This window comes from Bacillus sp. FCW2 (assembly GCF_021228595.1).
Classification (GTDB): Bacteria; Bacillota; Bacilli; order Bacillales; family Bacillaceae; genus Bacillus; species Bacillus velezensis.
In genome coordinates this window covers 1,801,008-1,821,984 of sequence record NZ_CP089436.1, presented here as the reverse complement: position 1 = coordinate 1,821,984, position 20,977 = coordinate 1,801,008, and the positions used below count along the sequence as shown (strand labels likewise).

General features: G+C 43.3%; 19 protein-coding genes and 3 pseudogenes. 18 read left to right on the top strand and 4 right to left on the bottom strand.

What is annotated here, in order from left to right:
• Nucleotides 1-97 precede the first annotated feature (97 nt).
• The 13 genes and pseudogenes from miaB (at nucleotide 98) to K3G25_RS09255 (ending at nucleotide 11,919) form a co-directional block, all read left to right on the top strand.
• Complete coding sequence (gene miaB / locus K3G25_RS09315; protein WP_232489706.1) at nucleotides 98-1,627, top strand: tRNA (N6-isopentenyl adenosine(37)-C2)-methylthiotransferase MiaB; 1,530 nt, start codon at nucleotides 98-100, stop codon at nucleotides 1,625-1,627.
• A gap of 2 nt (nucleotides 1,628-1,629) precedes the next feature.
• Nucleotides 1,630-2,061 carry a regulatory iron-sulfur-containing complex subunit RicA gene (locus K3G25_RS09310; protein ID WP_003154113.1) on the top strand — a complete coding sequence of 144 codons (432 nt, stop codon included), beginning with the start codon at nucleotides 1,630-1,632 and terminating at the stop codon, nucleotides 2,059-2,061.
• 252 nt (nucleotides 2,062-2,313) lie between these two features.
• Nucleotides 2,314-2,859 (top strand): outer spore coat protein CotE, encoded by a 546-nt coding sequence (gene cotE / locus K3G25_RS09305; protein ID WP_003154111.1) that lies wholly within the window; start codon nucleotides 2,314-2,316, stop codon nucleotides 2,857-2,859.
• Between the two features lie 118 nt (nucleotides 2,860-2,977).
• The gene (mutS, locus tag K3G25_RS09300; protein ID WP_232489742.1) at nucleotides 2,978-5,563 is read left to right on the top strand and encodes a DNA mismatch repair protein MutS; all 2,586 of its coding nucleotides are present in this window, start codon (nucleotides 2,978-2,980) and stop codon (nucleotides 5,561-5,563) included.
• A gap of 15 nt (nucleotides 5,564-5,578) precedes the next feature.
• On the top strand, nucleotides 5,579-7,453 hold the full coding sequence (gene mutL / locus K3G25_RS09295) for a DNA mismatch repair endonuclease MutL (RefSeq protein WP_232489705.1): 1,875 nt from the start codon (nucleotides 5,579-5,581) through the stop codon (nucleotides 7,451-7,453).
• A 248-nt stretch (nucleotides 7,454-7,701) separates the two neighbouring features.
• Nucleotides 7,702-8,243: pseudogene (locus K3G25_RS09290) on the top strand (tyrosine-type recombinase/integrase).
• Between the two features lie 248 nt (nucleotides 8,244-8,491).
• Nucleotides 8,492-9,199, top strand: a complete 708-nt coding sequence (locus K3G25_RS09285; RefSeq protein WP_232489704.1) for a hypothetical protein — start codon at nucleotides 8,492-8,494, stop codon at nucleotides 9,197-9,199.
• Nucleotides 9,200-9,328: 129 nt separating this feature from the next.
• Nucleotides 9,329-9,511: a hypothetical protein gene (locus K3G25_RS09280; protein WP_232489703.1), complete on the top strand. Its 183-nt coding sequence runs from the start codon at nucleotides 9,329-9,331 to the stop codon at nucleotides 9,509-9,511.
• 76 nt (nucleotides 9,512-9,587) lie between these two features.
• Nucleotides 9,588-10,136, top strand: coding sequence for a hypothetical protein (locus K3G25_RS09275; protein WP_232489702.1), 549 nt, complete (start codon nucleotides 9,588-9,590; stop codon nucleotides 10,134-10,136).
• A gap of 139 nt (nucleotides 10,137-10,275) precedes the next feature.
• Nucleotides 10,276-10,677 (top strand): hypothetical protein, encoded by a 402-nt coding sequence (locus K3G25_RS09270; RefSeq protein ID WP_232489701.1) that lies wholly within the window; start codon nucleotides 10,276-10,278, stop codon nucleotides 10,675-10,677.
• 255 nt (nucleotides 10,678-10,932) lie between these two features.
• Complete coding sequence (locus K3G25_RS09265) at nucleotides 10,933-11,160, top strand: hypothetical protein (protein WP_197464675.1); 228 nt, start codon at nucleotides 10,933-10,935, stop codon at nucleotides 11,158-11,160.
• Complete coding sequence (locus K3G25_RS09260) at nucleotides 11,160-11,582, top strand: hypothetical protein (RefSeq protein ID WP_232489700.1); 423 nt, start codon at nucleotides 11,160-11,162, stop codon at nucleotides 11,580-11,582. Before K3G25_RS09265 ends, K3G25_RS09260 begins: the two co-directional genes overlap by 1 nt.
• Nucleotides 11,579-11,919 (top strand): annotated as a pseudogene (locus tag K3G25_RS09255) (HNH endonuclease signature motif containing protein). The gene K3G25_RS09260 and the pseudogene K3G25_RS09255 overlap by 4 nt, the downstream one beginning before the upstream one ends.
• A 199-nt stretch (nucleotides 11,920-12,118) precedes the next feature.
• Here K3G25_RS09255 and K3G25_RS09250 read toward each other — a convergent pair.
• The 4 genes and pseudogenes from K3G25_RS09250 to K3G25_RS09235 form a co-directional block, all read right to left on the bottom strand.
• On the bottom strand, nucleotides 12,119-12,403 hold the full coding sequence (locus tag K3G25_RS09250) for a hypothetical protein (RefSeq protein WP_232489699.1): 285 nt from the start codon (nucleotides 12,401-12,403) through the stop codon (nucleotides 12,119-12,121).
• A 5-nt stretch (nucleotides 12,404-12,408) separates the two neighbouring features.
• Nucleotides 12,409-12,870 carry a hypothetical protein gene (locus tag K3G25_RS09245; RefSeq protein ID WP_404977506.1) on the bottom strand — a complete coding sequence of 154 codons (462 nt, stop codon included), beginning with the start codon at nucleotides 12,868-12,870 and terminating at the stop codon, nucleotides 12,409-12,411.
• Nucleotides 12,847-14,120, bottom strand: a pseudogene (locus K3G25_RS09240) (ribonuclease YeeF family protein); the annotation flags it as partial. The pseudogene K3G25_RS09240 and the gene K3G25_RS09245, both read right to left, overlap by 24 nt.
• Nucleotides 14,121-14,509: 389 nt before the next feature.
• A complete protein-coding gene (locus K3G25_RS09235; RefSeq protein WP_232489698.1) occupies nucleotides 14,510-14,719 on the bottom strand; it encodes a hypothetical protein in 210 nt (69 codons plus the stop codon).
• Between the two features lie 717 nt (nucleotides 14,720-15,436).
• On the opposite strand from K3G25_RS09235, the gene K3G25_RS09230 reads away from it, so the two are divergent.
• The 5 genes from K3G25_RS09230 to K3G25_RS09210 all read left to right on the top strand — a co-directional run bounded on the left by K3G25_RS09230 (nucleotide 15,437) and on the right by K3G25_RS09210 (nucleotide 20,965).
• On the top strand, nucleotides 15,437-16,114 hold the full coding sequence (locus K3G25_RS09230; RefSeq protein WP_003154103.1) for an MBL fold metallo-hydrolase: 678 nt from the start codon (nucleotides 15,437-15,439) through the stop codon (nucleotides 16,112-16,114).
• Nucleotides 16,115-16,428: 314 nt separating this feature from the next.
• Nucleotides 16,429-17,298 (top strand): ACP S-malonyltransferase, encoded by an 870-nt coding sequence (gene fabD / locus K3G25_RS09225; RefSeq protein WP_174532553.1) that lies wholly within the window; start codon nucleotides 16,429-16,431, stop codon nucleotides 17,296-17,298.
• A gap of 136 nt (nucleotides 17,299-17,434) precedes the next feature.
• Nucleotides 17,435-18,409: an acyltransferase domain-containing protein gene (locus K3G25_RS09220; RefSeq protein ID WP_012117590.1), complete on the top strand. Its 975-nt coding sequence runs from the start codon at nucleotides 17,435-17,437 to the stop codon at nucleotides 18,407-18,409.
• A 1-nt stretch (nucleotide 18,410) separates the two neighbouring features.
• The gene (gene fabD, locus K3G25_RS09215; RefSeq protein WP_232489697.1) at nucleotides 18,411-20,651 is read left to right on the top strand and encodes an ACP S-malonyltransferase; all 2,241 of its coding nucleotides are present in this window, start codon (nucleotides 18,411-18,413) and stop codon (nucleotides 20,649-20,651) included.
• 65 nt (nucleotides 20,652-20,716) lie between these two features.
• On the top strand, nucleotides 20,717-20,965 hold the full coding sequence (locus tag K3G25_RS09210) for an acyl carrier protein (RefSeq protein ID WP_014417817.1): 249 nt from the start codon (nucleotides 20,717-20,719) through the stop codon (nucleotides 20,963-20,965).
• Nucleotides 20,966-20,977: the final 12 nt, after the last annotated feature.

The window sequence follows — 20,977 nt, the reverse complement described above, 5'->3', positions numbered from 1 at the left end:
TCAATAAGGTGTACAATAATAGGCTGGCGGTTGTGCCAAACGCTTTTAACCAGTATACTTGAGGGTGGAAGTTTCGGTTGAAAGGAGACATTCGAACATGAATGAAAAGCAAAAGCAGGAAAGCGGACAAGTGAATCTGGCGGACAAAAAATCCGAAAAGGATTACAGCAAGTATTTTGAAGCCGTATATATTCCGCCTTCTTTAAAAGATGCGAAAAAACGGGGCAAAGAATCCGTTCAATATCATAACGATTTTAAAATCTCAGAAGAATTTAAAGGCCTCGGTGAAGGCAGGAAATTTTATATCCGCACGTACGGATGCCAAATGAACGAGCATGATACGGAAGTCATGGCGGGTATTTTTATGGCGCTCGGTTATGAAGCGACAAATTCGGTTGATGACGCGAACGTTATTTTATTAAACACTTGCGCTATCCGGGAAAACGCTGAAAACAAAGTGTTCGGCGAGCTCGGCCATTTAAAGGCGCTCAAAAAAAATAATCCGGACCTGATTCTGGGTGTCTGCGGCTGCATGTCACAGGAAGAATCAGTCGTAAACCGCATCCTTAAGAAGCACCCGTTTGTCGATATGATTTTCGGCACGCACAACATTCACCGTTTGCCGGAACTGTTATCAGAGGCATATTTATCAAAAGAGATGGTCATTGAAGTGTGGTCGAAGGAAGGGGATGTCATTGAGAACCTTCCGAAAGTCCGCAACGGAAAAATTAAAGGCTGGGTCAACATTATGTACGGCTGTGACAAGTTCTGCACATACTGCATCGTACCGTATACCCGCGGAAAAGAACGAAGCCGCCGTCCTGAGGAAATTATCCAGGAAGTCAGAAGACTTGCAAGCGAAGGCTATAAAGAAATCACGCTGCTCGGTCAAAACGTGAATGCGTACGGAAAAGATTTTGAGGATATGACGTACGGTCTCGGTGATTTAATGGACGAACTGCGTAAAATTGATATTCCGAGAATCCGATTCACGACGAGTCATCCGCGTGACTTTGATGATCATCTGATCGAAGTGCTCGCCAAAGGCGGCAACCTTCTTGACCATATCCATCTTCCGGTTCAATCAGGAAGCTCAGCGATGTTAAAAATGATGGCGCGCAAATATGACAGAGAACGCTATCTGGAGCTTGTCGGAAAAATTAAAGCGGCGATGCCGAACGCTTCACTGACGACCGATATTATTGTCGGTTTCCCGAATGAAACCGATGAACAGTTTGAAGAAACGCTTTCGTTATATCGAGAAGTGGAATTTGACAGCGCATATACGTTTATTTACTCTCCTCGTGAAGGCACGCCGGCAGCGAAGATGAAAGACAATGTTCCGATGAGGGTCAAGAAAGAACGTCTTCAGCGCCTCAATGATTTGGTGAAAGAAATTTCAGCCAAAAAAATGAAGGAATATGAAGGCAGGACCGTCGAAGTATTAGTTGAGGGAGAAAGCAAAAATAACCCTGACATTCTTGCCGGCTATACGGAAAAAAGCAAGCTCGTCAACTTCAAAGGGCCGAAAGACGCCATCGGCAAGATTGTACGCGTCAAAATCGAACAGGCGAAAACATGGTCGCTTGACGGTGTGATGGCAGGAGAAGCAATCGAGGTGAAATAATAATGACGCTTTACTCTAAGAAAGACATTGTACAGCAGGCTAGGAACCTTGCGAAAATGATTTCTGAAACAGAAGAAGTTGATTTTTTCAAACGCGCTGAGGCGCAGATTAACGAAAATGAAAAAGTCTCTGCGATTATTAATCAGATTAAAACCCTGCAAAAGCAAGCCGTTAACCTGAAGCACTACGAAAAGCTTGAAGCGCTGAAACAAGTAGAAAGTAAAATTGACGCCCTGCAGGAAGAGCTTGAAGGGATTCCGATCATTCAGGAATTCAGAGATTCCCAGATTGAGGTCAATGACCTTCTTCAGCTTGTCGCACATACGATCTCAAACCAGGTGACAAACGAAATCATTACATCTACCGGAGGCAACCTGCTGACGGGAGAAACCGGTTCAAAAGTAAAACATTCGAATAACAGCTGTTCTATTTAAACACGGGGCCTTCATCGGCCCGTGTTTTTTTGCTATTTGAGAACTAATTGTAATATGTACTAAATTTTCATTGACTCACCGTTTTGTCCCATTTTACTGGAAAGTTTTATCATACTTAAAAGTAAAGTTTCTGGGCAGGGCTGCATACAATGAAACAGAAACTTTGTATTTTTATATTTTTATTATAAAAATGCACATGAGACAAATGCCCAGCATAAGATAACACGAAGAAGAACAAGGAGGCCTGCCGGAATGTCTGAATACAGGGAAATTATTACGAAAGCGGTAGTTGCGAAAGGAAGAAAATTCACCCAATGCACCAACACGATCTCACCTGGAGAAAAACCGTCAAGTATATTGGGCGGCTGGATTATCAACCACAAGTACGATGCCGAAAAGATCGGGAAGACTGTAGAAATTGAAGGGTATTATGATATAAACGTCTGGTACTCTTACGCCGATAATACAAAAACGGAAGTTGTAACCGAGAGAGTAAAGTATGTCGATGTGATTAAACTCAGATACAGAGACACAAATTACTTAGATGACGAACACGAAGTCATTGCCAAAGTGCTACAGCAGCCGAATTGTCTTGAAGTCACCATTTCTCCTAACGGAAATAAAATCGTGGTTCAGGCAGAGAGAGAATTTTTAGCAGAAGTGGTCGGTGAAACGAAAGTCGTCGTCGAAGTCAATCCTGACTGGGAAGAAGACGATGATGATGATTGGGAAGACGATCTTGATGAAGAATTAGAGGACATTAACCCTGAATTTTTAGTCGGAGATCCTGAAGAATAAGTTGAGGCTAGGGGAGTTTAACACCCCAAGTCTCTTTTTTATATATAAAGATATCACTCTTTTGTTTATGTTATAATGGGATTCGGATAAGAGAAGATACATAGTGAGGGATTAAATGATGGCTAGTTACACGCCTATGATACAGCAATACTTGAAGATAAAGGCAGAGCACCAAGATGCCTTTTTATTTTTTCGGCTTGGTGACTTTTATGAAATGTTTTTTGAAGATGCAAAAAAAGCGTCACAAGAGCTTGAAATTACACTGACAAGCAGAGACGGAGGTTCGGCTGATAAAATTCCGATGTGCGGCGTGCCGTATCATTCCGCGGCGGCTTATATTGAACAGCTGATTAAAAAGGGCTATAAAGTGGCGATCTGTGAGCAGACGGAAGATCCGAAGGCGGCTAAAGGCGTTGTAAAAAGAGAAGTCGTCCAGCTGATCACACCGGGAACCGTGATGGATGGAAAAGGCATTCATGAGTCGGAAAACAACTTTATCGCTTCCGTTTCCGAATTCCGTGACGGATACGGTCTCGCTTTATCGGACTTAACGACCGGAGAAAACCTGGCCGTATTTATTGAGCGGATTGAGGATGTCATGTCAGAAATTTACTCAGTCGGCGCAAGGGAAATTGTCGTATCGAGCAAGTTTAACGAACATACAGCTGCTCAGCTGAAAGAACGGTGCGGCGCCACGATTTCCATCGAAGACGGGGAAATAACAGAACGCATTGAAATCGCAAAGCACTTGCCGGGCGAAGAGCTGACAGAGACGTTTATGCGTTTATATACGTATTTGCAGAAAACGCAAAAACGGAGCCTGGATCATCTGCAGCCGGTTCAAGTATATGAATTGGAAGAAGCGATGAAAATTGACCTGTATTCAAAACGGAATCTTGAGCTGACGGAAACGATCCGTTCGAAAAGCAAAAAAGGGTCATTGCTTTGGCTTTTAGACGAGACGAAAACAGCAATGGGCGGCCGGCTTCTCAAACAATGGATTGACCGCCCGCTGATCAGGGCATCCCAAATCGAAGAACGCCAGGAAATGGTCGAGACGTTGATCAATCATCTGTTTGAGCGTGAAGATCTGCGCGAGCGCCTGAAGGAAGTATACGATTTAGAACGTCTGGCGGGCCGGGTCGCATTCGGAAACGTCAACGCAAGGGATTTAATCCAGCTGAAAGAATCTTTAAAACAAGTGCCGAGGATCAAAGAGCTTGTAGGGTCTCTTAACCATAAAAAAGCAAAAGAACGCGCCGGCTTGATTGATCCGTGCGGAGATTTGCTTGACCTGTTAGAAGAAGCCCTTCATGAAAACCCGCCGTTATCGTTAAAAGAAGGCAATTTAATTAAAGACGGCTATCATCAGAAGCTCGATGAGTACCGTGACGCCAGCAAAAACGGTAAAGACTGGATTGCCAGACTGGAGCAGCAGGAACGCGCTTATACGGGCATCCGTTCATTAAAGGTCGGTTTCAATAAAGTGTTCGGCTATTATATTGAAGTCACAAAAGCAAACCTTCATCTGCTTGAAGACGGACGGTATGAGCGGAAGCAGACCCTCACAAACGCCGAACGGTACATTACGCCGGAATTGAAGGAAAAAGAAGCGCTTATTTTAGAAGCGGAAAACAACATCTGCGAGCTGGAATATGAGCTTTTTGCCGGACTGCGTGAAAAGGTGAAACAATTTATTCCGCGTCTGCAGCGTCTTGCCAAACAAATGAGTGAGCTGGACGCACTGCAATGTTTTGCTACGATCAGTGAAAACAGGCATTACACAAAGCCCGTCTTTTCTGATAATGAAGTAAAAGTCATTGAAGGGAGACACCCCGTCGTTGAAAAGGTGATGGACAGTCAAGAATACGTCCCGAACAACTGCCTGATGGGCGATTCGCGGGAAATGCTCCTGATTACGGGTCCGAATATGTCAGGTAAAAGCACGTACATGAGACAGATCGCACTTCTATCGATCATGGCCCAGATCGGCTGTTTTGTGCCCGCAAAAGAAGCGGTTCTGCCGATTTTTGATCAAATCTTCACGAGAATCGGGGCAGCGGATGATTTGATTTCCGGACAAAGCACCTTTATGGTGGAAATGCTGGAAGCGAAAAACGCGATTGTGAACGCCACAAAAGACAGCCTGATCCTGTTTGATGAAATCGGCCGCGGGACATCAACGTACGACGGAATGGCGCTGGCACAGGCGATTATTGAATATGTTCACGATCATATCGGCGCTAAAACACTGTTCAGCACGCATTATCATGAGCTGACGGTGCTTGAAGATAAGCTTCCTCAGCTGAAAAACGTTCATGTGCGCGCAGAGGAATATAACGGAACGGTCGTGTTTCTCCATCAAATCAAAGAAGGAGCCGCAGATAAAAGTTACGGCATTCATGTCGCCCAGCTTGCCGAGCTCCCGGACGATCTGATCAGCCGCGCGCAGGAGATCTTGAAACAGCTTGAGCAGACGGGAGATAAACCGGAGCTTCCGGCGGTATCTGAGAAAAAGTCCGCCGTCAGAGAAGAACCGGCACAGCTGTCCTTTTTTGCTGACGGTGAAAAAGAACAGAAGGCACCGGCTGTTTCTAATAAAGAAAAACAAGTGCTTGAAGCCTTTAAATCAATCAATATTCTCGATATGACGCCGCTTGAAGCGATGAACGAAATGTACAAGCTGCAAAAAAAATTAAAATAGAAAGAGGTGACGGACTTGGCAAAAGTCATCCAGCTCTCAGATGAACTTTCAAATAAAATAGCGGCCGGCGAGGTGGTCGAACGGCCTGCCTCAGTCGTTAAAGAATTGGTGGAAAACGCCATCGACGCAAACAGCACAGTCATTGAAATCGACATAGAGGAAGCGGGGCTTTCGTCGATTCGGGTGCTCGATAACGGCGAAGGGATGGAAACCGATGATTGCAAGCGGGCTTTCCGCCGCCACGCGACCAGTAAAATCAAAGATGAAAACGACCTGTTCCGGGTGAGAACACTCGGTTTCCGCGGAGAAGCTTTGCCAAGTATCGCGTCTGTTTCTCATCTGGAAATCAAAACGAGCATCGGCGAGGGAGCGGGCACCCATCTCATTCTTCAGGGCGGGAATATCATTTCTGAACAGAAATCCTCCAGCAGAAAAGGAACGGAGATTATCGTTACCAACCTGTTTTTCAATACACCCGCCAGATTGAAATATATGAAAACCGTGCATACGGAGCTCGGCAATATTACGGATGTTGTCAACCGGATCGCTCTTGCGCATCCGGAAGTATCGATCCGTCTCCGTCATCAGGGGAAAAATCTGCTGCAGACAAACGGTAACGGGGACGTGCGCCATGTGCTGGCCGCAATTTACGGGACGGCGGTTGCGAAAAAAATGATACCGCTCCATGTCAGCTCGCTTGATTTTGAAGTCAAGGGCTACATTGCGCTTCCGGAAATCACGCGTGCATCCAGAAACTACATGTCATCTGTCATTAACGGAAGATACATTAAGAATTTCCCGCTTGTAAAAGCGGTGCATGAGGGCTATCACACACTTCTGCCGATCGGCCGCCATCCGATTACGTTTATCGAAATTACGATGGACCCGATTTTGGTCGATGTCAATGTCCATCCGTCGAAGCTTGAAGTCCGCCTCAGCAAAGAGACGGAGCTGCATGAGCTGATCCGTGACGGCATAAAGGAAGTGTTTCAAAAGCAGCGGCTTATTCCGAGCGCCCAGCTCCCGAAAAAATCAGCGCCGGCACCGGCCAAAAACGAACAGCAATTTATGACATTCGAGGAAAGCGCGCCTGAACGGAAACTTCCTGAAAAAACGCCGGAGCCGTCTTACTCACCAATGAAGCTGAGTTCGGTCGTAAAAGAGCCTGAGCCGGTAATAATAGAAGAAGAGATCCTCCCGAATGAAGCGGATCACGGAGTGCCGCCGGAGATCGGCATGGCGGAAACGGCAGCGCCTGTTTCCGATACTCCGGAACCGGAAGCTGTCTCTGAAGAAATACGGGAAGAAAGAGTTCCGGTGATGTATCCGATCGGCCAAATGCACGGGACATATATTTTAGCCCAAAACGAAAACGGCTTGTATATCATTGACCAGCATGCGGCACAAGAACGGATTAAATACGAATATTTCCGGGAGAAAGTCGGGCAGGTCGAGCCTGAAGTACAGGACATGATCGTGCCGCTCACCTTTCATTACGCGGCAAACGAAGCGCTGATCATTGACCAGCATCAGCATGAGCTTGAAAGTGTCGGAGTGTTTTTAGAAGCATTCGGCACGAACAGCTACATCGTCCGCTGCCATCCGGCCTGGTTTCCAAAAGGGGAAGAAGCTGAACTGATTGAAGAAATCATTCAGCAGGTGCTTGACGCCAAACAGATCGATATTAAGAAACTGCGGGAGGAAGCGGCCATTATGATGAGCTGCAAAGGCTCAATCAAAGCGAACCGCCATTTGCGAAACGATGAAATCAAAGCGCTCTTGGACGACCTGCGCCGAACGACAGACCCGTTCACATGCCCGCACGGCCGGCCGATCATTATCCACCACAGCACGTATGAGATGGAGAAGATGTTTAAGCGTGTGATGTAGAAGGGTTCAGTGTGGGATGTACCCCTCGTGCCCACATTTTGCCCACTGATTTTTAGCTGTTTAGGTATTTATCAAACCGATTAATGCTTTTTTTGATTGATATGGATATAGACATCAGTTGTCATTTTCACATCGGTATGACCGAGTCGTTCACTTACAAAATTTGATATCTGAACGAAAGCAAAAGCGTTTTACCGGCTGGCTTTTGCCCTTCGCGTGGAAGTCTATAAGGACGGGGGCGCGCCGGAATGAATTTTGTTCAGCCGATAAGGGACCCGGAATGCATTTTCTATATCAAACGGTTTTTAAAAGAACAGAGCGAGGGGAATCACATGCTATTTGTTACCGGGATAAACTCAGGGCTTCGCATATCAGATATACTGGAACTGAGGGTAAGGGACGCTAAACGGCCGTATTTCAATCTTATAGAGAAGAAAACCAAAAAGAAAAAGAGAATTGACATGACGCCGGCTCTTCAAAGAGAACTAAAAGCGTATATCGAGGGGAAAGAAGATCATGAATATCTTTTCAAAAGCCGCGAAGGGATCAACAAGCCCATTTCCCGGTCGATGGCTTATAAGATTCTAAGGGCTGCCGCTGAGTATGTCGGTTTGGATGATATAGGCACACACACGCTGAGGAAAACATTCGGATACCATTTTACAGGCAAACAAAAGATGTTGCCATGCTACAGGAGATTTTTAATCACTCAGACCAGCGGACAACCCTTCGATACATTGGAATCAATCAGGATGCCATGAACAACGCCATGAAGAAATTTAAAATATAAGCAGGCTCATCTCATAAGCAAGATGAGTCTTTTTTTTCTGCATATTTTTTATTGATTCCCTTCAAAAAGCAAACGTGGAATTCATTTTAGGGATATTGCTTGAAAACAAGGGTGCCAAGGGTTGACGGCACTTCGGGCAGTTGCACAGTCTATAACATATGGGTAATTCGTGGATTGTGTGGATAAATCTATGGAATATGTACTATAAAGGGAATATAATGTAATTAAAAAACAGAAGGGATTGTCTTATGAGGAGCAAACAAGTAGGTATTGTTCATTTAGTTTACATATTGATTATTTCCATATTAGTCATTACATTCATATCTATAATAGCCTTTGGGGGAGGGAAAGAAGCGGGGAATCAGATGAATGTTGCTGCGACTGCAGTTTCAATAATTCTTGCAGTAATAGCCATTCTAATGACTTTAGTAGACGTTGCAGGTCAGAGGCAGTCTATAACTGATTTGAAAGATGCCGGTGAAAAACTAGAAAGTTCAACTCAATCAGCTAATAAAATGTTTAAAGAAGCTATTAATGCTGTTGGTGATTTCCAAAATGCTAAAAATGATTTAATGGACTCTTTCGCAGATACTATTTCAAGACTAGAAGAGATAAAACAAGGAGATACAGATAAAATTAATGAAGTAATTGACGAATTGAAGGAAAAACAAATTGAAAATATCAGCAAATACTCAAATAAAAATTTCGAAAAAACTACGGCTAATGGAACCCCGAATTATGCCTCGTTGGTATCTTACTTCAAAGTCTATTCAATACTTAAAAGCTTCGGCGATGACGCGGTAGAGTACGATGAGTTTGTTGAAACGTTTAGTAAGAGATATGGAAAAGAAGAAGCAATGAAAATCATCCGTAATTTATCAGAGGATAGGAAAATATTTGTTGTAAAATATGATAAAGATGGTAAGGGGATAAAGAAAGTTATTATTAACATCTGAATTTTTGGCACAATCTTGGCACGATAACGGCACACCATTTTGTTTTAGATAAGGTATTATGGCAATAGGTAATAAACAGGCAGGCGCTTTCCCAATCGGGAGGGCGCTTTTTCTATTGGAGGGATTTCATTGAAGAATTTAGTAATGCGGGATACACATTGCAAGGAAGCGGCTCTGGACAAAATCAAACAAATTCTTAACGCTGGTCAAATATTAGAAGTCGAGTCAACAAAAGAAGAACCCTCTTTAAAGAATGAATACAACAAGCACGGCGACATTTGTTACAGCATAAGAGGTTATGATCCAGTTTAATAACTAATCGTTCGACAATTTCTTCAAGAATTAAATTTCCTATAATTTGGTCGATAATCTAAAATGGGTGATAACATTGACTAAAAATTTAGGTGAATCAAAAATAATACTAACCTATCTTAAAAAAAAATATGGTAAATTTTATAATCTAACAGTGGATGCAGAAAAAGCTTTACAGAGCAGAATCATTCAAGATCACAAAAAAGAGGATATTCGTAGAATGCTTAACAGAATAGAAGGATCTATAAATATCGCTAAGGATAGCCAAAGCCTTACTGTTCAGCCTTTTTCTTTTTTTATGGTGTTATTTACAGCTTTCAGTTCAGCTACAGTGGGACTGGTGACAGCTTCATTGAATCTATTTAATGGCCTTTTAGGTAAATATATAGGTGATAAAGAAATAACAAAAGATCAATTAATACAAATGATAAATTCCCTAGATATGACACCTCTTTTTAAGTCGGTTATATTTTCAGTTATAGCTCCTTTTGTAATCATAATTTTATGGTGGATCTCTTTTTTTAAAAGAACTACTAAAAAAATTGATAAAAATTATGTTGCTTACACTTTGCTTAAAGAGTGTATAGAAGACTATGACAAAGTGAAAATTGAAATCATTTTATAAAGTGCAAAATGAAACGTCTTGTTACATCAAGGCGTTTTTTATATTCTCTGTAAACTGCGTCCGGTAAATCGTTCGACAAATTTTGCAAATAGTTCCTTCCTTATGCTCTTTCACCGATAATAAGGTGGGAGGTGATAACATGGGTTATAGGTATGATATGGGAAAATATAGTCCTCAGCAGCAAGCAATTGTACGTCAAAGAGATGAAGCAGAAAAACGTCGTCGAGAAGAAGCTGAACGACAAAAAGTGAAATGCGAGGGAAGTCCAAGAAATGGTGATTATGAGGGTGTCTATTTCACCAAAAACGGAGAATATTTATTGGAATTAAGAGTCTCTGGGACTGCTCTTGTAAATGCTCCTTGTAATTTAAAGGATATTGACATAAAGAAATGGTTGTGTAAAACAGGGAGATTATATCTTGATAAGGTTAAGAAATTTGAAATAGTTACTATTCTTTCCGATGACGTAGAAAATCAAAAGATTATAACAGAATGGGAGTCACTCCGCAGAGAGGCTTTACCCGAACAATTTGATTCATAAGAACCAATTAGTAGCGCTTTCCAATGGAGGGCGCTTTTTTATTTGGGTAGTTGCATACCACTAAAGGTGTTCAGGTGCACATGAGCATTGGAGGAAAGGAACGTTTCAGGGGGAAGGGAAACCTTTAAACAAGTCTTAATCCCCCTTGATTTTATATTCTCTGTAAACTGCGTCCGGTAAGTCTCAGGATAGACAATCGGCGGTTAACGGCTTGAGCGCGGGGGCAGTTTAGAAAGAATATGAAGGAGGATAAGCATGAGTGTCATAAAGGGATTGACGCATTTCGCATTCAGTCCACTGAAAGAGTGTACTAAGCCACCGTTGGGTGTAATGCCCAATTGGTTGCATAACGAACGCAGAGCAGAAGATTTAAAGGCGGCTATTAATAGATGCATTGACGCAAACTGCGAGATTCCCGCTGAATGGATTGAGGAATACAATTTGTTGATTAGTTCGATTAGAGCTGAAGGGGTGAATGAGTAATGAAAAATATATTGAGAAACAAGGTCTATGAGCAAGCGCGTTATGCTTTAGAAGAGAAAATACCTACTCTTGAAGAATCAATTAAAGGCATAGATCAAAAAATTGAACGGCTAAAAAAGCAAAAGGAACGTCCTTGTGAAATGTTAGATGAAGACAAGGGCTTTGTAGAAGAGGCTATTGAAAAATTTGATTTTGTTAAACAATTCTTTTTAGGTGAACGGGGTCTCGATTGTGGCTATCTGCTGTTTTTGAATAAAGAATTCCTAGCCGATAAGGATGGATATTCATACCAAGATGCGATCAAAAAAAGAGATGAGGACAGACATGAAATGCCGGTTAATGATGCTGTAGCCGAAACACTTTATTGTGATGATCAAAAATTCACAACTATACATTTTCCTCATGGGGGCATTCAATCATGAAAAAAGCTTTGAAGCCTTGCAATGAACCCGGCTGTCCAAACCTCACACGAGAGGGCTACTGCGAACAGCACAAGCGAACCAAGCCGGCCTATGATCAATACCGGGAGTCTGCTGCCAAACGAGGGTATAACGGCAAGTGGAGGCAGGCCCGCGCTGGCTACCTGTCCAAGCATCCGTTATGTGATGCCTGCTTAATGCAAGGCAGAAGAACCCCGGCGACAGTTGTCATATCGTTCCGCATAAAGGCGACAAAAAACTATTCTGGGACTCGGGTAACTGGCAGCCTCTCTGCGGGCCGTGCCCCGGCCGAAAGACAGCAAAGGAGGTGAGGGAATGACCAGATCGCGGCAACTTTAGATTTGTTACTTTACCAAGCTTTTAATCAATCAGGACAAGCTATTTTAGTAATGCCGGCAAGCTTCCAGTGATTTAGAGGGTGTATGTGCTGCATTTTCCTGTTGGTCCGACGACGAAAGTTGCGGAGTACAATTTGAAATCAAAAAGGGGCCCTCTCTTTACGAGGACCCTAATCCGATTTATCTCCATCTCCAATTTATTTCGTTATCTTCTTCATAGATTCCGGGCAGGGAAATTCCTACTCTTTTTTGCTCATCGTCAACAATAAACCAATTATCATCGTCTAATAGATCGTCGTCAAACTTCTCAATTGCAGAGGGGTCATCTTCATCTACTACAGCTCTAAAGAAGTCCTTGAAGTTTTCCATCTTGTCATTAGGGATAATCTTGCCATAAGCCCAAGACCCTTCTACTGCAACCCCTTCAATTTTACCTAAACACTCATTTTGATAGTAAAGAAACATAAGCGTCACTCCTTAGAAAACATTTTGAAGTATTCTTTTGGTATCTCACCTTTAACAAAATACTCAGTATCTCTATTTGTCCATTTGAGGGCTTTATTTTTCCAATTGTCTGTTTGTCTCGTATCGTTTTTTATAAGTCTCTCAATTTGCTTAGGGTTAAGGATGGCAACTTCTTTTAGCTTACCAGAGCGTATTGCTTTTCGAAGAGAGGATATGTCCAATTCAATAGTATGATCCCCGTAACCTTTTGCAATCTTTTTGTTGACTGTAAAGCTGGTATATGGGCTATTTGATTTTCCGCCTCTTCTATATCCTCCTAAAATATGTTCTGTTACAGTTACCTGACGACCTTTATACAGTCCACTTTTGTTAGCAGGTATTAAGTTTCCGGTTTCAGGTGATATATAAGATTTGCTGATGCCATTTTCCCTTTTTGCAGCATAGGGGAAATTTTCTCCTCTGAACAGGTTAGAAGGTTTTCCTGTTCCAGCGTTTGCCTTTAAGACTTTTCCCGTCCCAATCATACCTATAGGGCTGATTACAGCCAATGCTTGATGGAATCCGTTTTCCCGTCTCTCATCAGATATTTTATTCCCGAACATATCCCGGCCGGTTACAGCCTCGCCGAACCCATTTGCAGACGCAAGCCCGTATAGTCCTTTCTCTGAATTATGAAGAGCTTTAAAGGTCTTGGAAGTTTTATATATTCGAGCGCTTTATCAGCCTTGTATATTGCTTTTCCAGTTGAATAGACTGCTTTTCCGCCTTTAAAGATGCAGCCTGCCCACCCAACAATCGGAATGTAGCCAGCAGCAGCCATTCCCCCGGCTGCGACCCGTTGCCCGGCAGTGAGTTTTTCACCTGTGACGGGGTCAACTCCATCAGCGGCCCTTTTATAATCATAATATCCGGTAACCTCACCTGTAAAATCACATACAACATTCCACGTTTTTTCGTACCAGGGTCTATTTGCAAACTCTTCTTGTTCCTTGGCGATTCTTCGCTCTTCAGCCTGCTGCTTTTTGAACGAAAGATATTCGGATGACTGCTTATGCAATCCTGCTTGCATCTGGTGGATTTCACTTTTCCGATACGCCTTAGCATTATAGTTGAGCGGGGTGGCGTTTTTGCCTTTACCTGTCGCATCCTGTAATGCCTGAAAATCCGCCATAATAAACGCCTCATTAGCTTCTGTCAACGCATACTCATTTGAAAGGTTGTTATCCAGTTCACCAATTTTTTGTATTGTTTCTCTTCTTGTTGTATCCGAATCAACTAATTTTTGATCTGCGTTATCGGTTGAAAAGAGATCAAGCGGCAGTATATCTGCGATTTCATCAAGGATACCTTTCATGTCATTGCGCTGCTCTTGCATAATCGCTTTTGATTTATCAAGTGCGTTTGTCAATTCATGTTCAAGGAAAGATTCTTCCACATAAGAGTATGAAAGGCCGGCATCTTCAACCATAGCTTCTATGCTTGTGAGAAATGCAATTTTCATATCAATCAATTCCAACCATTCATCTGTGACGCCTGCATGATCTTGAAATAAGGCTTTGATGTTGTCAGCGCCTTTGCCCGAAAAATCGCTGTCGCCCAGGTCTGCTATGCCTTGGAACGCATTTTTCAGGTTCGTCATTTGGCTGCGCAATTCTTTGTATTCATTTGCGCGTTGTTTGGCGGCAGAAAGCAGGGTGGTTGCTTCAAAGATTTTCATGATCATATCCTTTCGCGATAAAATGTTATTTAAAATTTTACCATGTTGAAACCCGGAGTAAAATGAATTTCGTTAAGAATTCTCCGAGGTTAATATAATGAGGGAAATGTCAAAAGGACTTACCGAAAAGATCACGAGCAAGTGATAAAAATATATGAGCAACATCAGGGGGGACCAAGATTTAAACTTGTTTCAATGTTTCCGCCAATGTTTAAAGGGTCAAATGATTATAAAAGTAATTGGAAAGCTACATGATTATCATGGGTTATACAAGTACCTCCTCTTACAAATTCACAGGGAGATGGGGGAAGAATTTAAATAAAATTGGAATTTGGTGAGTTGACAATGTGCAAGAATCAAGGGGGACTAGTAATTAGCCCCCCTTACATTTAGTTCTTCCTGCGGTTTTTTCTATTTTTGATCAAACTGAAAACCACTAAGAGAACCACACCGACAGCAACAATATAAAATGAAATTTCTGCTGCTGCGGTATTAATATTCTTAAGAAGAAGGATAAGCCCTATTAAAACTATAGGAATGATGTAAGTTAGAATTCTTATAGCTTTTGGGCTCGGTTCAGCGTTTCTTTTATTTTCCATAATTACCTCCCGTCTAAAGCTTAACACAGGTTAAATTTGATAATCACCAACAATAGTCCCGTTTAAAGAGGAAACATAAGAGTTTAAGTAATCCATCAAGCGGCGTACGTGCCGTTTGGTCCAGAAGATGCTTTATCTCTAGCATAAAAGATTACTCAGGGGAGAATGCTCCGGCTGTTCCAAGAAAGTGAAGTGAGGAAACAACATCTTGTGTGTGAATTACGTCGTATTTTTCTAATTCGGAATTGTGCGTTAATGCCAACTCATAAGCATAACATTTAAATTCGGGTAAGGAGCTAAGGTATTCTGATATATTTTGGGGAAGCCGTATCGGTTTAGGTTATCTTGAAGAAAAGGATTGAAATAAGAATCTAGATTGAATGTCATTTAAAGACTGATTATCCTCTCAGGCTACTTCGACAATTGCTTTTCAAAACAAAAGCTCAATTTGTTTTCTTTTTATCCGAAACCCATATTCATCCTTCATTTTCTGAATAAAATCTCCTAAAGTATTCATGTAAATGAATAATCTTATTTCCTTATATATTACGATAACAAATTTTAAAAACCGGAGGCTCGTTCTTTTGGTTGATTTGAGCAGTTTTTTATCTTTACCGGAAAATCCATGGAAAAACGTGGTGTCATCTGGTAAAGTGGTTACAGTCGGCTGGGCGGCGGCAGCAGTCTGCCCGGATCTTTTAAATGGGAATGGTGACAATGGATCATACATATGAAGTGCATCAAATCAAAACTTATCACCAGATGTGGTCCAACTATTGTTATATTATCGCAGACCGCTCAAAAAAATCTGCGATAGCGGTGGACCCGTCCTGGGAAATCGATAAAATAACCGATAAACTGCATGAATTGGATGTTGATTTATCAGCTATTTTATTAACACATTCGCATTATGACCATGTAAACTTGGCGGAGCCGCTTCAGCAAATCTATCATTCTGATATATACATGTCGTCGGCGGAAATCGATTTCTATCAATTCCGGTGCAGAAACTTAATAGCGCTTGAAGACGGCCAAACCTTTGCGGCCGGAGGGTTTATCATCAGAAGTATACTGACCCCGGGACATACGGCCGGGGGAATGTGCTATTTGCTATCTGATCATCTTTTTACCGGTGACACCGTGTTTACAGAAGGGTGCGGTATATGTGAGGACAGGGGCAGCTCAGCTGAAGATATGTTTCACAGTATACAGAGGATCAAAGCCTCCATTCCGCCGCATGTGCGTGTGTATCCGGGGCACTCCTTCGGGGAGAAGCCGGGTCAAAAAATGGAGAGTCTTTTGAAAAACAATATTTACTTTCAGATTGAAAAAAAAGAACATTTCGTGAATTTTCGCAACAGAAAAAATCAAAAAGGGCTGTTTCATTTTAAGTAATGAGTAATTTAGTTCTATCTAACTAGCTTTCCTTTTGAGGCAAGGAACTTCTGAAATGGAATGGTAGTTATTACTAGATTTCTGGTGATGAATGGCTGAGTAACGGGAGTTTGCGGAAGAGAACGCCGGGCAGGCCGGATGGGACATTCTGCTTACGCCTGTTCCGAAAGCCCTGAGCCCGACTTCCGGCAGGGAAAAATAGGCATTATTCAGGAGTTCGCATAGGATAAATTAACTTGACATGGTATTTTTGTGAAGTTACTATCAACTTGAACATGCTTCTTATCTGAATCCGAGAAAGGATGGCTGAGAAAATGATCACATACTTATTCCCCGGACAAGGTTCTCAAAAGCAGGGAATGGGGAGCTCATTGTTTGATGAATTTAAAGACTTAACGGAGCAGGCTGATGAAACACTCGGATATTCCATGAAACGGCTTTGTCTTGAGAATCCGTATTCCAATCTTCATAAGACTCAGTTCACCCAGCCTGCTTTATATGTTGTAAACGCGTTAAGCTATTTGAAAAAAATCCAAGACAATGACATAAAGCCGGATTATGTGGCCGGCCACAGTTTGGGAGAATATAATGCGCTGTTTGCAGCAGGTGCTTTTGATTTTATTACCGGCCTGCAGCTTGTCCGTAAAAGAGGCGAATTAATGAGTATGGCCACTGACGGAAAAATGGCCGCTGTTATGGGGTTAACTGCATCTCAAGTGTCAGACGCCCTTCATAAGCACGGATTACATACGATTGATATTGCCAATATGAATTCTCCTCACCAAGTTGTCATATCCGGACGCAAAGAAGACATTGAAAGAGCCAAAAGCGTATTCGAAGGATTAAAAGACGTTACGATGTTTCATCCGTTAAACGTAAGCGGCGCTTTTCACTCGAGATATATGAGTGAAGCAAAACAAGAGTTCGAAAAATTTTTACAGTCATTTCATTTTTCTGCTATATCAATTCCTGTCATTTCTAATGTGCATGCCAGACCTTATGAGCAAGACGGAATCCACTCCGTTCTGGCCGATCAGATCGACCATTCAGTGCGATGGAACGACAGCATCCGCTATCTGCTGGACAAAGGGCGGATGGAATTTGAAGAAGTCGGCCCGGGCCATGTGCTGACAGGACTTATTCACCGCATCAAAAAAGAAACTGAAGCTTCACCCGCCATGTAGCGGAACGCAAGTCAAAATTCTTATCTCACACAATAGTGCCAGCCATACAACATCACGACCACTTCACCTGCACACGACATCACGAAAAACTCACAAATCAATATTTTGAAAAAATAAAGAGCAAAAAGGAGAACAAATGAACCAGCCAATTGTTTTCATGTTTTCTGGACAGGGTTCCCAATACTATCAAATGGGGAAAGAGCTGTTTGCACATAACGCCGCTTTTCGGCAGAAAATGCTTGACTTGGACGATTTTGCAGTCAGCCGTTTCGGTTACTCTGTCCTTAAAGAGATGTATCATACAGGCAATCGTCTGTCTGATCCATTTGACCGCCTTCTTTTCAGCCATCCTGCCATTTTTATGGCTGAGTACGCACTTGCATATGCTTTGGAGCAAAGAGGCATACGTCCCGATTATGTGATCGGAGCAAGCCTCGGAGAGTATGCAGCGGCCGCTGTGTCGGGCGTGCTGAGCGCCGAGGATGCTTTAGATTGCGTGCTGGAACAGGCCCGAATCGTTACGGAAACTTGCCGTAACGGCAGCATGCTTGCGATACTGGGTGATCCGGCTTTATATCAAGATGATCCGCTGCTCGGCGAACATAGTGAATTGGCATCTGTAAACTATCATTCTCACTTTGTCATCTCAGGAGAGCGGGAACATATCAAAAAGATCATGGACGATCTGAGAGAAAAGCAGATTCCTCATCAGCTATTGCCGGTATCTTACGGGTTTCACTCAGCGCTGGTTGATCAGGCGGAACAGCCGTACAAGCGCTTTTTAGCTCAGAAATCAATCCGGACTCCGTTTATACCGTACATCTCCAGTGCGACCGGAGAGGCTGAGACCGATATACAAGCGGACTTTTTCTGGGATATCGTAAGAAAGCCGATTCGATTCCGCGAAGCGCTTCAATTCGCAGACAGCCGCCAAAAAGGATTGTATATCGATGCCGGGCCTTCCGGAACATTGGCCGCATTTGCCAAACAGATTCTTCCTGCGGGATCGGCTGAACGCATCCGTGCCATTATGACGCCGTTTCATAAAGAACAAACACATTTGCAGCAAATAGAAGACAGCATTTTATCACCGCCCGGAAGGAGACTGTAAGATGATCAGCTTTGTTTTTCCAGGCCAAGGCTCGCAAAAAATCGGGATGGGAGAGGACCTGTTCGGCCGCTATCCTGAATTAACCGCAAAGGCCGATCACATTCTCGGATATTCCATTCAGGAGCTGTGCCGGGACGGAGAACGTCTCAATCAGACTCAGTTCACTCAGCCGGCGCTCTATGTCGTCAATGCCCTCAGTTATTTGAAAAAAACAGAAGAAACCGGCTTGAAACCGGATTTTACCGCCGGACACAGTTTAGGCGAATATAACGCGTTATACGCTTCGGGCGCCTTTGATTTCGAAGAAGGCTTACAGCTGGTCAAAAAAAGGGGCGAACTGATGAGCCGCGCAAAAGGAGGCGGCATGGCAGCGGTGATCGGCCTGACTCATGAGCAGGTGACGGATGTTTTAAGAGAAAATCACTTGGATATGATTGATATTGCCAACATGAACACACCGCAGCAAATTGTCATTTCCGGCTATAAAGAAGATATTGAAAAAGCCGCATCCGTTTTTGAAGCCGTAAACGGCGTAAAAATGGTTCACCGCTTAAATGTCAGCGGCGCCTTTCATTCCAGATACATGCTGGAAGCGAAGGAGGAATTTTCACGGTTTATCGAATCTTTCCATTTTAAGCCGCTGTCCATTCCGGTCATTTCAAATGTGACGGCAAGACCCTATGAGCAGAGAGAGCTGAAAGAGACACTCACCGGACAAATAACGGGATCGGTGAACTGGACTGACAGTATCCGTTTCTTAATGGGAAGAAAGAACATGAGCTTTGAGGAAATCGGTCCCGGAAAAGTGCTGACGGGGCTGATTCAAAGAATTACGGCTGAAGCGGATCCGATAACAGATGAAATCAAAGTCCCGGCTGAGACTGGAAAAAGCTCAATTACGGCGGCGTCTTTAGGAAATGAAGAGTTTAAGCGCGATTATCAATTGAAATACGCCTACTTGGCCGGCGGCATGTACCGCGGAATTTCTTCGAAGGAAATGGTCGTCAAACTGGCCGAAAAAGGAATGATGGGCTTTTTCGGAACGGGCGGTTTGAACATCGCGCACGTCGAGGACGCCATTTTGTCAATTCAGCATGAGCTTCGTGACGGCGGTTCCTTCGGCATAAATATTGTACATAACATGAAGCATACAGATTCAGAAGAAAAAATGATTGATCTTTTATTGAAGCATGGGGTTCAGAACTTGGAAGCATCAGCGTTTTTAACGGTTACTCCCGCTTTAGTAAGGTTTCGCGCTAAGGGGTTAAAACGCGGTGCCGGCGGACAAATAATAGCGCGTCAGCGGATTATCGCCAAGCTGTCCCGTCCGGAAGTAGCGGAAGCGTTTCTCAGCCCGGCGCCTGATCACATTCTGCAGAAACTTGCAGCCGAAAACAAAATTACCCCTGAAGAAGCAAGTCTGATGAGAGAAATACCCGTTGCGCATGACATCTGCGTAGAGGCTGATTCAGGCGGCCACACTGACGGCGGAGTTGCTTACAGTCTCATGCCGGCGATCATCCGTTTACGAGATGACATGATGAAAAAATACCGATACGGCAAAACCGTCCGCGTCGGAGCCGCAGGGGGAATCGGAACGCCCGAGGCTGCCATGGCCGCATTTATGCTCGGCGCTGATTTTATTGTGACCGGATCTATTAACCAATGCACCGTTGAGGCAGCGACGAGCGGCCTCGTAAAGGACCTCCTGCAGCAGATGAATGTACAGGATACGGCCTACGCGCCGGCCGGCGATATGTTTGAATCAGGCAGCAAGGTGCAGGTATTAAAGAAAGGGCTGTTCTTTCCGACCCGCGCCTCTAAGCTGCATGAACTGTATCAGCGTCACCGCTCAATTGAAGAAATTGATGAAAAGACACTCAGACAAATAGAAGAGAAGTATTTTAAGGCAAGTGTAAGCAGTATTTATGACAAAGTGAAGGCTCATTATTCGAATGAAGACATTTCAAAAGCCGAACGGAATCCGAAACAGAAAATGGCGCTCATATTCAAATGGTATTTCAGGCAAAGTTCTGCTTCGGCGATTAAAGGAGACCCGGATGCCAAGGTAGACTTCCAGATTCATTGCGGCCCGGCATTAGGCGCCTTTAATCAATGGGTGAAAGGTACGGAGCTGGAGTCCTGGAAAAACCGCCATGCCGATGATATCGGCCTGCGGCTTATGGAAGAGACGGCCACGCTTTTGAATCAGAAGTTAGGTTCATTTTTGCAAACGTGTTGACAAGACGAAATGATAGATTGAAAACATGGAATATTCATAAAAGATGAAACAGGGAGGAACTGACAATGAGTAAAGAAAAAATCTTTGAATTGCTGCAGAACACAATCTACGAGGTTTTGCCTGATTTAGAAGGCGAACAGCTTTCACAGGAAGACCGGTTAGTTGATCTGGGGGCGGATTCAGTGGACCGCGCCGAAATTATCACGATGATGCTTGAAGAATTATCACTGCAGATCCCGCGTGTTGAGCTGACGGGAGTGTCAAACATCGGCGAATTGGCAGCAAAGCTTTATGAAAAGGTACAGGCTGTCTGATAAAACGGTGAA